This window comes from Burkholderia sp. B21-005 (assembly GCF_020843965.1).
Taxonomy (GTDB): domain Bacteria; phylum Pseudomonadota; class Gammaproteobacteria; order Burkholderiales; family Burkholderiaceae; genus Burkholderia; species Burkholderia ambifaria.
The window spans coordinates 1,417,493-1,431,469 of record NZ_CP086302.1; the positions used below are offsets into that span (position 1 = coordinate 1,417,493).

Annotated in this window: 9 protein-coding genes and 3 pseudogenes; 4 read left to right on the forward strand and 8 right to left on the reverse strand. The window is 62.3% G+C overall.

The features are described from left to right. Nucleotides 1-5 precede the first annotated feature (5 nt). Together LMA02_RS22650 and shiA are read right to left on the reverse strand one after the other, a co-directional pair. The gene (locus tag LMA02_RS22650; protein ID WP_228909896.1) at nt 6-1,307 is read right to left on the reverse strand and encodes a UDP-N-acetylglucosamine 1-carboxyvinyltransferase; all 1,302 of its coding nucleotides are present in this window, start codon (nt 1,305-1,307) and stop codon (nt 6-8) included. A 211-nt stretch (nt 1,308-1,518) separates the two neighbouring features. Continuing rightward, nucleotides 1,519-2,826: a shikimate transporter gene (gene shiA, locus LMA02_RS22655; RefSeq protein ID WP_011658812.1), complete on the reverse strand. Its 1,308-nt coding sequence runs from the start codon at nt 2,824-2,826 to the stop codon at nt 1,519-1,521. 350 nt (nt 2,827-3,176) lie between these two features. Between shiA and LMA02_RS22660 the strand changes: the two genes are divergently transcribed. Further along, the gene (locus LMA02_RS22660) at nt 3,177-4,304 is read left to right on the forward strand and encodes a 4-hydroxyphenylpyruvate dioxygenase family protein (protein ID WP_228909897.1); all 1,128 of its coding nucleotides are present in this window, start codon (nt 3,177-3,179) and stop codon (nt 4,302-4,304) included. 54 nt (nt 4,305-4,358) lie between these two features. Here LMA02_RS22660 and LMA02_RS22665 read toward each other — a convergent pair whose 3' ends face one another. The 3 genes and pseudogenes from LMA02_RS22665 to phoU all read right to left on the reverse strand — a co-directional run bounded on the left by LMA02_RS22665 (nt 4,359) and on the right by phoU (nt 7,351). Further along, nucleotides 4,359-5,594 (reverse strand): NADH:flavin oxidoreductase, encoded by a 1,236-nt coding sequence (locus LMA02_RS22665; RefSeq protein ID WP_228909898.1) that lies wholly within the window; start codon nt 5,592-5,594, stop codon nt 4,359-4,361. A 109-nt stretch (nt 5,595-5,703) separates the two neighbouring features. Beyond that, nucleotides 5,704-6,156 (reverse strand): annotated as a pseudogene (locus LMA02_RS22670) (HipA domain-containing protein); the annotation flags it as partial. 487 nt (nt 6,157-6,643) lie between these two features. Beyond that, entirely contained in the window at nt 6,644-7,351 is a 708-nt protein-coding gene (gene phoU, locus LMA02_RS22675; RefSeq protein WP_228909899.1) for a phosphate signaling complex protein PhoU, read from the reverse strand. A gap of 532 nt (nt 7,352-7,883) precedes the next feature. Between phoU and phaP the strand changes: the two genes are divergently transcribed. Beyond that, entirely contained in the window at nt 7,884-8,234 is a 351-nt protein-coding gene (gene phaP, locus LMA02_RS22680) for a TIGR01841 family phasin (RefSeq protein WP_228909900.1), read from the forward strand. Further along, on the forward strand, nt 8,174-8,617 hold the full coding sequence (locus tag LMA02_RS35435; RefSeq protein ID WP_324251313.1) for a hypothetical protein: 444 nt from the start codon (nt 8,174-8,176) through the stop codon (nt 8,615-8,617). Before phaP ends, LMA02_RS35435 begins: the two co-directional genes overlap by 61 nt. A gap of 658 nt (nt 8,618-9,275) precedes the next feature. On the opposite strand, the gene LMA02_RS22695 is transcribed toward LMA02_RS35435, so the two are convergent. The 3 genes and pseudogenes from LMA02_RS22695 to LMA02_RS35600 form a co-directional block, all read right to left on the reverse strand. Continuing rightward, nucleotides 9,276-10,919 carry a DUF2334 domain-containing protein gene (locus LMA02_RS22695; protein ID WP_228909901.1) on the reverse strand — a complete coding sequence of 548 codons (1,644 nt, stop codon included), beginning with the start codon at nt 10,917-10,919 and terminating at the stop codon, nt 9,276-9,278. 12 nt (nt 10,920-10,931) lie between these two features. Further along, on the reverse strand, nt 10,932-11,237 hold the full coding sequence (locus tag LMA02_RS22700; RefSeq protein WP_228909902.1) for a hypothetical protein: 306 nt from the start codon (nt 11,235-11,237) through the stop codon (nt 10,932-10,934). A gap of 261 nt (nt 11,238-11,498) precedes the next feature. Then, a pseudogene (locus tag LMA02_RS35600) lies at nt 11,499-11,784 on the reverse strand (hypothetical protein); the annotation flags it as partial. A 549-nt stretch (nt 11,785-12,333) separates the two neighbouring features. On the opposite strand from LMA02_RS35600, the pseudogene LMA02_RS22710 reads away from it, so the two are divergent. Next, nucleotides 12,334-13,697 (forward strand): annotated as a pseudogene (locus LMA02_RS22710) (GGDEF domain-containing protein). The last annotated feature ends 280 nt before the right edge of the window (nt 13,698-13,977 follow it).

A 13,977-nucleotide genomic window follows, 5' to 3' on the forward strand; every position in this document is an offset into this window, starting at 1 on the left:
GGGTGTTACTCGCTGCTCGTCCACTCGACGTTCGCGCCGACCGAACGCAGGTTTTCGACGAAATGCGGGTGCGCGCGGCGGATCGGCAGCGCGTTCATGATTTCCGAGCGGCCTTCGATGCTCGCGGCCACCATCAGCAGCGCGATCGCGACGCGGATGATGTACGGGCTCTCGACGCGCGCCGGCGTCAGTTGCAGCCCGCCGAACGTGATGAGCCGGTGCGGATCCGACAGCAGCACGTGCGCGCCGAACTTCGACAGTTCGCCGGACCAGCCGAGCGCGCCGTCGTAGACCTTGTTCCAGAACATCGCGCTGCCTTCCGCGCGCACGCCGAGCGCGATGAAGATCGGCAGCAGGTCGACCGGCACGTACGGCCACGGCGCGGCTTCGACCTTGGTCAGGATGTTCTGCGTGAACGGTCGGCGCACGCGCAGCGGGCCGTCGCGTTCCGCGCGGGACCAGCCGTCGCGGTGCGTGACGGTCACGCCGAACTTCGCGAACGTGCGGTCGATCAGCGGGAAATGCTCCGGCGACGAGTTGCGCACGGCGATGTCGCCGCCCGTGATCGCGCCGAGCGCGAGGAACGTCGCGATTTCGTGGAAATCCTCGGCGAAGCGGAATTCGCCGCCGCCGAGCTTGCCGCCGCCCGTCACGCACAGACGCGACGTGCCGATGCCCTCGATCGCGACGCCGATCATCGCGAGGAACTGGCAGAACTCCTGTACGTGCGGCTCGGACGCCGCATTCATCAGCGTGGACGTGCCGCTTGCCGCCGTCGCGCACAGCGCGAAGTTTTCGGTGGTGGTGACCGAGGCGTAGTCGAACCAGTGATCGTTGGCCGTCAGCGGGCCATCGGCACGAACGATCAGCGAATCGGGCGTGCGCTCGATATGCGCGCCGAAGCGCTCGAACACCTCGACGTGCGGATCGATCTCGCGCACGCCGAGCGTGCAGCCTTTCACGTCGTTCTCGAGGCGCGCGACGCCGAAGCGCGCGAGCAGCGGCGGAATCAGCATGATCGACGAGCGCATCGCCTCGGGCAGGCGGTGAACGGCCGGATCGAACGTCGTGTTGCGATGGTGGAGCTCGAGGATGCCCGTGGCGAAGTCGACCGACACGTCGCTGCCGAGCGTGCGGAAGATGTCGAGGATCTTGCGCACGTCGGTGATGTCCGGCACGCCGACGAGGCGCAGCGGCTGATCGGTCAACAGGGTGGCGCACAGAATCGGCAGGACGGCGTTCTTGTTCGCGGACGGCTTGATGTCCCCGCGCAGCGGAGTGCCGCCGTGGACGATGAGATTCGACATGATATGGGGGCGTATCGGTGACTGACGTAGGCCCATATGATGCCATTGGTCGGCGCGCGGCGTGGAATGTTCAGCGGGGAAAAGGGGCTTCTGCGTGCAGGATTGACCGTGTTTGACGTTGGGCGGGCGCGGGTTGCGCCCGACTGCCGGCAGCGGGAAGCCGGTGCGGAAATGGCCGGCCGCGCAGCGGGCCGGCCATGCAATCATTGCGTCACTGCGCCGCGCGCATCCGTGCGGCGACCACCAGCGAGATCAGGCAGCCCACCGCGAGATAAGCGGCGACGAAGTGCCACGAACCGCCGGCCATGCTGACCAGCGCCACGGCGATGAACGGCGTGAACCCGCCGCCGACCACACTCGCGAACTGATAACCGACGCCTGCGCCGCTGTAGCGGTATTCCGCGCCGAACAACTCGGTGAAGAGCGGCTGCTGGACGCTCACGACCATGTCGTGCGCGGCATTGGCCAACAGGATCGAGAACACGACGATCCACGCGATCGAACGCGACTCCAGCGCGACGAAGAACGGCACCGCCGACACGAGGCCGATCACCGCGCCGATCAGGTAGATGCGGCGCAGGCCGAAGCGGTCGGCGAGCCAGGCGAAGCACGGGATCGTCACGCAGCTCACCGCGCCGACCAGCAGGCCGATGTTCAGGAACAGGTCGCGCGACAGGCCCAGGTTCGACGTCGAATAGCTGAGCGCGAATGCCGTGACGATATACATCGTGAACAGCTCGGCGAGCCGCAGCGCGACGATCAGCAGGAACGCCTTCGGATGGCGCGTCAGCGCTTCGAGCACCGGCAGGCGCAGCTTGCGGTTGCCGTGCTCGACCTTCTCGACGAACTCCTGCGACTCGTCCATGCTCTTGCGGACCCACAGCCCGATCAGCACCAGCACGATGCTGAACACGAACGGCAGGCGCCAGCCCCACGACTTGAACGCGGCCTCGCCGAGCGTATGGCTCAGGATCGACACGATCCCCGTCGCCAGCACGAGCCCGACGCCGTAGCCGACCTGCACGCCGCTGCTGTAGAACGCCTTCTTCTGCTTCGGCGCGCTCTCGACGGCCATCAGCGCCGCGCCGCCCCATTCGCCGCCCACCGCGAAGCCCTGGATCGCACGCATCAGCACCAGCAGCACGGGCGCCCACCAGCCGATCGTCGCGAAACCCGGCAGCAGGCCGATCGCGACGGTCGACAGCCCCATCAGCATCACGGTCAGCACGAGCATCCGCTTGCGGCCGAGCCGGTCGCCGAAATGGCCGAACACGACCCCGCCGAGCGGACGGAACAGGAAGCCGACGCCGAAGGTCGCGAACGCCGCGAGCGTGCCCATGGTCGGGCTGATCTTCGGGAAGAATTCGGAATTGAATACGAGTGCGGCGACGATCCCGTACAGCAGGAAGTCGTACCAGTCGACGACGGCGCCGACAAAGCTGCCGATCGCGGCCTTGCGGGCCTGGCTGCGCGCGCGGGCGCCGGCGGCGGCGTCGAGGGTGTCGAAGGTTGGGGTCATGGCGAAGTCTCCTGGCACGGCGCATCGTGGAATCGTGGCGGCGCCGCGTCCGATGCTGCACTAAGTCGATAGGGTGAGCGGAGAATAGGGTGCGCGCGCCGTCACGGCAATTGGCCGATCGGTCAAAGTGCGCGATTATCGTTCTATTCTGTGCGATTATCGAACGATTTTCGGGTTTGCACTAAGCGAGGTACCCATATCCCGTTCGGCCAGGGTGTGCCGCCGTGAACGATCTGGTTAAAATCTGGACCATCAAAACCTCGCCCGGATCGGGCGGATGTCCGGCCGTCGCATCGGCCGGGTGTGCCGCACGCGCCGGGCGTCATCCCCATCATGCCCCGGAGACTGGAATGCCCGGCAATTCCCACCCCCTGTCCAGCGATACGCCGCCCGTCGCCGATCCGGCCGCCAATCCGCTCGGGATGGCCGGACTCGAATTCGTCGAGTTCGCGGCGCCGGTGCCGGACGCCCTCGCGCAACGCTTCGAGCAGCTCGGGTTCAAGGCGATCGCGCGCCATGTGAGCAAGAACGTCACGCTGTACCGGCAAGGGCAGATGCAGTTCCTGATCAATGCCGAGCCCGAATCGTTCGCGGCGCGCTATGCGGAGGAATACGGGATGGGCGTCTGCGCGATCGGGCTGCGCGTGGCGAGCGCGCGCCGCGCGTTCGAGCGGGCGATCGAGCTGGGCGCGTGGGCGTTCGAGGGCGAGCGGATCGGGGTCGGCGAGCTGAAGATTCCCGCGATCCAGGGCATTGGCGATTCGCACCTCTATTTCGTCGACCGCTGGCGTGGGCGGGACGGCCAGCGCGGCGGCGTCGGCGACATCTCGATCTTCGATATCGATTTCCGGCCGATCGACATCGCGACCGCCCATACCGATCACGATTGCGTGGGCACGGGCCTGCAACAGGTCGACCACTTCACGCAGACCGTCGGCGCGGGGCGCATGCGCGAATGGCTCGACTTCTACCATGACCTGCTGCACTTCCGCGAAATCCATGAAATCGATGCGCACTGGCATGTATCGGAAGAGTCGCGCGTGATGGTGTCGCCGTGCGGCGCGGTGCGGATTCCTGTGTACGAGGAAGGCACGCGGCGCACCGAGCTGATGCACGCGTATCTGCCGGACCATCCCGGCGAAGGCGTTCAGCACGTTGCGCTGTCGACCGACGACATCCTGGCGAGCATCGATGCGCTGCGCGCGAATGGCGTCGAATTCATCGAGCCGCCGGCGCGTTATTACGACGACGTCGATGCGCGGCTGCCCGGGCACGGCGTCGATCTCGATGCGCTGCGCCGCCGCGCGGTGCTGGTCGACGGCGAAATCGGCAGCGATGGCGTGCCGCGGCTGTTCTTCCAGACCTTCGTCAAGCGCCGGCCCGGCGAGATCTTCTTCGAGATCGTGCAGCGGCAAGGGCACCACGGATTCGGGGAAGGGAACCTCGCGGCGCTGGCCCGCGCCCGCGACGCCGGCTGAACGGCAGAGGGGCGCATCGGTAGCCGCGAGCGCGGCATCAGTCGCGGCCCGACCTCAAGCACCCACCGCCGGCACGCGGTTCGGCGCCGGGTCGTTCGGCTCCTTCAGCACGCACGCGGTGCCCCCGGGCGTGTACATCGACACGACGCAGCGGTTGCATGACGTGCAGCCCGACCGCGCGATTCGGCCGTCGCGCAGTCCGTTCACGAAGCCCGGCTCGAATACCAGCGCGCGGGCAAGCGCCACTGCGTCGAACCTTTCGCGCATCGCCAGCGCGACGTTCTCGCGCGAGCGCACGCCGCCGAGATAGGCAAGCGGCATCCGGACGGTCGCGCGCACTTTCTTCGAATGCTCGAGGAAATACATTTCGCGAAACGCGCCCAGCTTCGGTTCGGTGAGCTTTTGCAGCGCCATCGCGGCGCGCACGATCGCGTTGTCGGCGTTCGCGCGGGCATCGCCGGGCAGCGGGCTGCCGAACAGCTGCCATACCGACTCGACGTTCATCCCGCCGCTCAATACCAGCAGATGCGCGCCTTCGGCCTCGAGCCGCCGCGCGATCTCGCATGCGTCGTCGGCCGTCCCGCCGCCGCGCACGCCTTCGGTCACGCCGATCTTGCAGACCACGGCGAGATCGCGGCCGACCGCATCGAGCACGCGGCGCAGCACCTCGACGGGGAACGCCGCGCGCCGTGCCGCATCGCCGCCGTACGCGTCGCGGCGACGGTTGTACAGCGGCGACAGGAACTGGCTCAGCAGATAACCGTGCCCCATGTGGATCTCGACCGCGTCGAAGCCCGCGTCGCGCGCATGCCGCGCCGCACGCGCGAATTGGTCGGCGATCACGGTCATCTGGTCGCGCGTCATCGCCTGCTTCAGGAAGCGGCCGCTCATCACGCCGACCTTGTTGAACCCTCCCGATGCGCTCAACGGTCGTTTCGTCGACAGTGACGGCAGGAACGTGAAGCAGCCGCCGTGCGTGATCTGCGCGGACGCCGCCGCGCCGTGGCGATGCACCGCGTCGGTCAGCGCACGGAATTGCCGGACCGTCGGCGCATCGAGCTGCGCCTGGTCGACAAACGTGCGGCCGTCGTCGCTGATCGCGCAGTACGCGATGGTTGTCAGCGCGGCGCCGCCTTCGGCGATGCGCTCATGAAACCCGACGAGCGCACGCGACGGCACGCCGTTCGGCGTCATTCCTTCGTTGGTCGCCGACTTGATCAGGCGGTTGCGCAGCGTCAGCGGGCCGATCTGCAGCGGGCTGAACGCGGTATCGAGGGCGGCGGGTTCCATGTCGGGCAGGCGTCGGGAATAGGCATGGCGACCATTGTGCGGAGCCGGCGCGGCGCCGCATCGTCCAGGTGGACGACCCGCCGCCGGAGAGCGGCCGCGCCCGCACCGGCTAGTCGGCCGCGCCGAGCTTGCGTGCCTGGCGGCGCATCCCGTCGAAGATCGCATCGGACACGTCTGCCGGGAAGTCCGCGGGAATGCGCGACGCGACGTCGGCGATCGCCGGTTCGGTGCGGGCGGCCACGCCCGCCATCGCCGCGCGGACCTCGTGTTCGGTCAGACCGACACGCGCGCCTTGCGCGATCCAGTGACGCGGCTGGATGTCGGCGATCACGTAATGGCGATTCTTCCCGCACACGGCCATTGCCAGCCGCGCGCGTCGCGGCGGCAGCTGGTTGCGTCGCGTGCCGATGATCGGATGCGCGGACAGCACGTCGTACAGCGGCGTGCTCCGATACGTATTGCCCGGCAGGTGCGCGATGCTGAAATTCTTCGCGTGGCCGTCGATGGCCGCGAGTACCCAGAACACGAGCTGCGTGACGAAGAAGTTCTTCCGGTCCTGGGGTACTCTTGATTTCGTTGCATTTCACAGGGGTAGGTCGATCTCGACCCGACAAGGCTTATCGCTCCGCCCCCAAAATATTATCGCAATAAATCAAAGGGTTGCTGTCTCCCCCCGTTGTGGCGCGTGAAATCCTTCTTTGGCGGGCTATCGGGTTGCAGATCGATACGGAGATCATGATTGCGTCGCTCGCTGTCGGGTCCGAGCGTTGAGCAATTCCGCCGTTGACGCTCGCGATGCCAGTCAATGCCCGTCGTTACCCTCGGTCATCGCAAGCGGTAACGAGACCGATATGGGCGCACGGGAATGGACTTGATTGGAGTAGATTCCAATCCTCCCCAAATAGGGGGCCGCCGAGGAGGAACACGTGCATATCTCTTTGATACGCTCAGGTCGTGCGGATTCGTGAGACTGCATTCGGCTTCGTCGTTAGCTCCACAGATCCTGCGTTCGAACCGCATGTTCAACTCGGCGCCGGGTTGTCAAACCTTCATTTGCGCAGGGCTTCTTGCTCGATTTGCTCGCGGGGCATGTGCCGGACGTCCGTTCCCTTGACGATATAGATGACGAGTTCCGCCAGATTTGTCGCATGGTCACCAATGCGCTCGATGGCCGATTCGATGGCCAGGTAGTCAAGCGCGGCGGAGATGACACGAGGGTCCTCAGCCATGTATGTGACCAACTTGCGCATGAATCCGCGGTATTGAGCATCGATCGCCTCGTCGTCGCGCAAGATTTGCGCGGCGGCACTGGTATCGAGTCGTGCGAATGCGTCGAGGGCATGGCGCAGGATGGCCGCGGCCAACTGGCCGGACATCAGTATTTCTGCAATGTTGATCTTCGTGTCGGCGCCCTCTTGGGCAATACGCCGGGTCCGCTTCGCGACCTTACGCGCTTCGTCGCCGGCGCGCTCGAGATTGGTGATGGCCTTTGAGATCGCCACCAGTAGTCGCAGGTCGGACGCGGCGGGTTGGCGTCGCGCGATAATGTTGCAGCACTCGGCATCAATCTCGATTTCCATCTCGTTGAGACGATGCTCCGTGGCAATGACCTTCTCGACCAAGTCCAAGTCAAAGTGGTTCAGCGCCGCGATCGCATCATTCAATTGCGACTCAACGATTCCCCCCATCTCGAGAAATTTGGACGACAGGTGCTGCAGTTCGGCGTCGAAGTGACTTGAAATGTGTTTGTATGGCATAGAGAACTCCCATCGACGAATCGACCTGCAATGTCATCGTCGCTTTTAGTTCGGTGACTGCCCGCGGAAGGCGACTGCCCGTGCATCCGTGCCGTGGGCGGGCGGTCCAGAAACGTGGTCGCCGCATTGTGGTCGGAAGAATGCGTCATAGTCTATCGCGCCCAATATTCACGCCTCCAACACCATCGGGGCACAGCTCGATTCGACTCTCAGCGCGATTGAGGCGCCTTGTGTGCAGTGACCTACCGGCGCCGAGCAGACTGTCGGGTAACGGACTGCGAACGACCCGACCTTCATTTCGTTTCCGCATGTTTGCTCAATCGGTGTGATTGGTAACGTTTCCGAGTTGGGGCATCCACCTACGGCGCGGTTCACCTGATTCAATACGATCAAGCTAAAATCATCAAGCTATATTGACATTGTATTCGGATGGGAAAGAGTCGAAGTTGCCCGGCTTGCCCTGGCCGCCTGCGCACCTTTTTCACGCGGGCAAATGCACGGTCTGTGTCGAACCATACAAGGGAGCGTACAAATGACGGGTTTCACGTCGGATCAACTTGTTGCGTCGAGCAAAGCCACTGCGACCACCACGTTTGCGCTCGCGAACCAGGCGTTCCTTGGTTGCGAGCAAATGATTCAACTCAACCTGCAGGCTGCTCGACAGGCGCTTTCCGAAAGCCGGTCGTATTGGTCTGAAGCGCTGTCGCACAAGGCTCCGGAGCATGCCATCGCGCACCATACGAAGCTCTTGCAGTCGAGCACGAAGAACGCGTTGTCGTATGGCGGTCAACTTGCCGCCATTGCCTCGAACACCCACGCGGAATGGTTGAAGATCGTCGGATCGCAAGTCGAATTTCATTCCGGCAACCTTCCGCGCTTCTAAAAGTCTTGCGCGGCGCACAAGCCGTCCGCACGAACGCTCCGACGGACACGCTGACGGCGCCGTTTTGGCCGTGGTCATTGGCCCTGCGTCGCATTGTTGTCGGCACCGCAGCGATGTGGTGTCGCCATGTGTCGGCGCAGTTATCAAAAACCCGAATGTTTCGATGCGAGGACCCTATGCTCACGATGCTAAGTCCGCACGAAATCACCACGTTGATGATGGTGTGGGACGCCCCGGATCAGATTGGATCCGACCGCGAGGAGATTTTCACATTACTGGAGCGGCAACTGATCGCCTTTGATCCGTTGGCGTCAGACGATCGGCATATTCAGGTGACGGCCGAAGGCCATGCCGTCCTGAAAGCGGTCTCGCGCATTCGTTAAGCGAAGCGGGCAATTCGGCCGAGCTCGCCCGGTCTATTCAAGGAGGCGGCGCAGCGCGATAATCGACCATAACTCTCCGGCTCGTTAGGAGTCGCCCGTCGCCAGGACTGGACACAATGACGGAGGTAACGATTGACGGATCATGGGTTGGAATTGTGGTCGGGACGTTCGTGCTGGCCCTCGCGGCAATGGCTGTCGCGAGCCACTATCGACGTGAGCATCGTCGTGCTGAATTGCTCAGGAACTTGGATCACCACGACTGGTGTCGATGGACACATGCTCATCGAGCCGATTCAAGGGCAGTGAAGCGATGAGACTACTTACCTCTGACCTGCACTGAGCAAAGCCGTTGCCGCCTTCTTTGCGCAGTTTGTCGCCCTGCCGGGACGTGCGGCTGCGTCGCCGTTTCACGGCGAGCTTTTCTGGATCCGTATGCGCGCGGGGCCGTCAAATCAGCCAGCCCGTTTCCGGGCGGGCTGTCCATCAGTATGGCGGGTACCACAAGAACCAAATCAGCCGGCCCGCCTGATAGGCAAAGCCAGCGCCGACGGCCGTAGAGTCTGCATGGTCGCAACCCTAACCTTCAAACCGTTGCAAATGAAAGCTTCGCAAACCGCGTCCATGCATGGTCTCCGACGGAACTGGCGCCATGCCAGCATCACTTGGCTGTCGTGCCGTCTACCCACGTATAGCCGAGATTCGTAATGCCGGTGACCAGACTCTGGAAGTCCTGGTAAGCCGGCACTCCGAGATCAGGTTCAAGCCAGTACGGATGGAAGAAGAAGGACGCGAAACCGTCCCGCACTGCCAAACCGTATTGAGCATTGGTGACGAGCTGCTGCCATGTGTACGCGATACACGAGAATTTGTCGATGTTGCAGATGTTGTACTGAATACTGCCCAGGTTCTCCGGAACGATCCTCTGCCCGTAGTAATCGGCGTTGATGATGTACGGGAAGAACTGCCCGGCCGAAAAATCCTGGTTGGCTGCCCCCGTTCCGAGTTTCGGATTGGTCGCGGTGTAGTAGACGGCCCGCTGGAACGTCGTCGGGAACGTGACGGCGGTGGCCGCCGCCGCATTCGGCGACATCTGGTACTGCGGCGCGGCCCACCCGACGACCTTGTAGCCGTTGTTCGTGAACTCGGCGATGCCATCGGTCATTCTGCCCTCCGCCCATTGAACGGAGTCCTCATCGACTGGACGATTCTGGACCGCATACCAGAACTCATAATCGCTGCCGCTGACCGCGGTGAGAAGATTCGGCGTCGAATCGTACTGGTGCGTAAGGCCGTGCACCACGATCGAGCCGCCGTGCGCTATCGCGTAGTTCAGCGAACTCTTGAGACCCGTTGCCTGCGCAAGATGGATGGTCTCCGGGACGCCGCCGGTGTAATAGCCGTTCGGATCCGTATACACGGGGATGGTGGCCATCGTGAACGGAATCTTCTTCGAATACAGGTAATTCGTCAGCGTTGTCATCGAACTCGTCGTCGTATACGCATCGAGGTCCTCCAGACGGACGAGCGCACGGTGGTTCACCGGTGCGTTGGTCTGCAGGATGTCGTGCAGGATGTCGCACACCACCAGGTATCGATCCGTCGGCCCGATGAAGGAAAATGGCACATCCGCGAAATACCAGAGCTTGCCCGAACGCATGATGTATGGCGTGGTCGCCCCGCTCTTGCTGTTCTTGATGGTGACGAGTGCCTGCGCCTTGGTGGTATCGACGACCTGGGTCAGCCCGACATCCGGGTCCGCATTGATGGCGCCGGATGATGCGTCATAGGCGTAGTACTTGACCATCGGCAGATTCTTGTACGTGACCGTGTCGTAGAAGCCGGGATTCGGATTGCTTGACGATGGTGTCGCGTTCAACCCGGCAATGCCTTGAAAGCTGAACCCGAAGGTCTGGTTGAAGGTGTAGGCCGTGTTCCATGCCAGCTGCCACAAGTTGTATTTGAACCAGACCACGGCCTTCGTGGCGGTCATCACGTCACTCATGAACGCCGTCGGAATCGGGTTGTTGTAGTAGTCGCCGATGTAGAACGTGACGTCGTGGTTCGCCACCATGCCGGCCGTGTAGTTCTGTATCGGAACCAGGTCGACTGTCGCGTTGAAATGGCCAAGCAGGTTCCTCAACATGATGCTGTATATCAGGCCAAGCTTCGAATACGGGTCGTTGGCCGGGTTATCGTATAGCACGAGGGTATGCGCCGTGGTGGCCTGCGCGTGCGCTGTGCCCGGCAACGTCATTTGCGCGAGTCCGGCAAGCAGGGCGATGACAAGCAAGATCTTTTTCATGGCCGATTCTCCCTAGTCGCGTTGCACGTTGCCGCTGGCTTTCTTGACGGATTTCAAGTTGAACTTGGGGCGCCCGGTCTCCTTGTATGCCTTCTCCCATTCCTCGTCGGACATACCCGGCTTCACGTTGACGTGCGCGGAACCGTTCGGCAACGCGGGGGGTTTGATCTTTACGGCAGGTGAATTGTCCTTCTCCTGCGCATTCGCGACCTGAACAGCGACGGCGAAGGCGAGCGCGGAGATCAATGTGATGACTGATCCGACGGTGCTCAGCCCGTTCCGAAAATATCGCTTGCCGTAAGAAAGCATGATTTTCATCCTTCGATATGCGAAATAATTTCCACTCGTTAGCGAAACGAGCACGATAATGTGCCGGTCAATTCGGGGGTTATGTCGTTATCTTTTCCTGCGCACTTGATACCAGACAACAATCCGGGATCTTATGGTCTAGCCTTCAAGCGAGAACCGTACCAACCGTCGCCAATCGGCATCGGACCAAGGCACCGAAGTTGGCGCGTCATGGCAATCCAAAATTGTCTCGATAAAACGTTTCAGGCATGCAACGTACCCGCTGTCGCTGATGTCATCCATCGCGCGTGCGTGTAGCGTGAGCGCGACCCATGCGCGATCGCCGAACACACGCGCGATCCATTCGACCTGGGCCTCGAGCCGCTGCTCGTCGGCCGGGAAGTCAGGCGACAGGATCCCGATGCAATCGGGCAAGCCGCGCAGGCGCGTACAGGGGGCTTTCGGATGCTCCAAATCGAGTAGCGCCAGGCGGTATGTGCCTTGCATGCTGCGCATCCGCGCCGAGCAAGACCAATTCGCAGAGGTTGCCATGACCGTTACGCTTCATCGCGAGCGAGCGGCGATTGCGATCCCCGGACAGGGTGCGCGGACCTCGTCGAGGCTGCCGGCATGCTTCGGCAATGTCCCACCAGGCAAGCCGGATACATGCATGCAGACCGTTTCGAGATCGCGAACAAGAATTTTGCAAAAGGGGTCGGGGCCGTCGATGCTCGAAAAGTACAATTATCCCAACTCCCGCGCCGTTATCCGCAGGCCCGGAAGTCCCTTTCAGCCGGTTACCCGTTATGACCGTAACCTCACAAATGTTAGGGTCGCTTGAATCGTGAACAATACGCGTCAATATCGCTATATTTGCAAACAATGAGGTGCATCGAAGAAACGAAAGCGCCTGGTATCCAGGTCCAATGGCGAAGCTCCGCCGTCATGCCGAAACTGTAACGGCCCCTTGTATCCAGCAAGCGACTAGGCGCAGAATCGTCGGCGCGATAGTCCAGTGCCGGCGGCGATCCGGTCATTGTTGCGGCAGCAGCATCGAAACGCGGCGGCGCACCCACCGTGTCGATGCCTGCGAACTCCGAAAATCGAAACAATGCCGGGGGATTTCATGGAAAGTTTCCTGACGCAACGTCCCACCCGCAAGCAAACGACATTTGTCGGTGTCATCGCGGCGCTCATCGTGCTCGTCTTCGCCGTTGCTGCCCGCAGGCGACGCTGGCGCTTCCTGCCGTCGGCCCGTTCATGCCAATGTGCGCATTGACCGTGTTTACGACGGCCGGCATTGCGACCTTCCTGCTCGCTGCCCAGTTCGCCGCCACTCGGCAGCCGGTCCTTGGCGCGCTCGGTGGCGCATACGCATTCACCGCACTAGCGGTGGCCCTGCAGTTATTGACTTTTCCGGGCGTATTCACGCCAACGGGCCTATTGGGCGCAGGTCCGCATAGTGCAGCGTGGATGTGGATCTTCTGGCACGCCGGGTTTCCGTTCTTCGTGATACTGGCGGCATCGACGCGCTATCAGCTCGGGCGAGCGTTGATCAACACATCCCATGTCGGCCGCTGGGTGTGGTTGTTCATTGGCGGCCCCTTCTTGCTCGGCGCTGCGCTGTGCGCACTAGCGATTTATGGCAACTTGCCTGCAGCCATCAATTCGGCAAACACTGCCAGGCTGTTCCCGAGCGGCGCGACGGTCTTGGTGACGTGGTCGCTCAATGTTGCCGCAATTGTCGTCGTCCTGCTGACCGGCCGCCTGCGCACGGTGCTCGATCAATGGCTCCTGATTGCCGTGCTGGCTTGCTTCGTCGATACCACCCTGAATTTTCTGAGCACATCCCGGTTCAGCGTGGGTTGGTATACCGCCCGAATATTCAGCATGTTCGCGGCGGGAGTCCTGGTGTGCTTGCTGGTATGGGAGGTCAGCTTGCTCTATCAAAGGCTCCTCCATGCCCACGCATCCTTGTTGCAAACGTCGGTCCGGGATGGGCTGACGGGAGTCTACAACCGGGCGTATTTCAACGAGCAGTATCCGAAGGCAATTGATCATGCGAGGCGCACGCATACGCCGCTTTCACTCATCGTCATCGATATCGACCATTTCAAGCAATACAACGATGCGTTCGGACATCTCCAGGGCGATGCATGCCTGACGGCTGTCGCGAGTGCGCTTGGCGGCGTTGCACGACGCCCACCGGACTTCGTTGCGCGCTACGGTGGAGAGGAATTCGCGGTGGTGTTGCCTGACGCTGATTTGCACGACGCCACCGAAATCGCGGAGCACGCGCGAGAGGCGGTCATGCAACTGAGCCTCGATAGCCCGACTCCGCCGGGATACATCACGATCAGCGCGGGGTGCGCCGCTATCGGGCGAAGCGGTTTGCTTTCCCCCAATCAACTCATCGCTGCTGCCGACGCGGCAATGTATCGAGCGAAAGCATCAGGGCGAAATCAAGTGCGGTATGCCGCTGCGGATTGACGTGGGCACGATCGCTACATTGCGGCGTCGGCATACGCCCAATAGGACCGTCGGCGTGAATACGCCCGGAAAAAACCAACATCTGACGCGACCCGGTATAAAAACTTGCGACTCGCTTCTTCGAGATGCGCCGCTCACGACCCCGAAGAAAATCTTCGATCTTCCGATACCAGTGCCACTACTCCGCTTCGTACCTCGCCCTGTTTTTGCTTTCCGGCGCATCGAACTCCGATCCAGTGTCTACGTTTAATAGACCAAGCGTGCGGGCGTGATCGCCCCA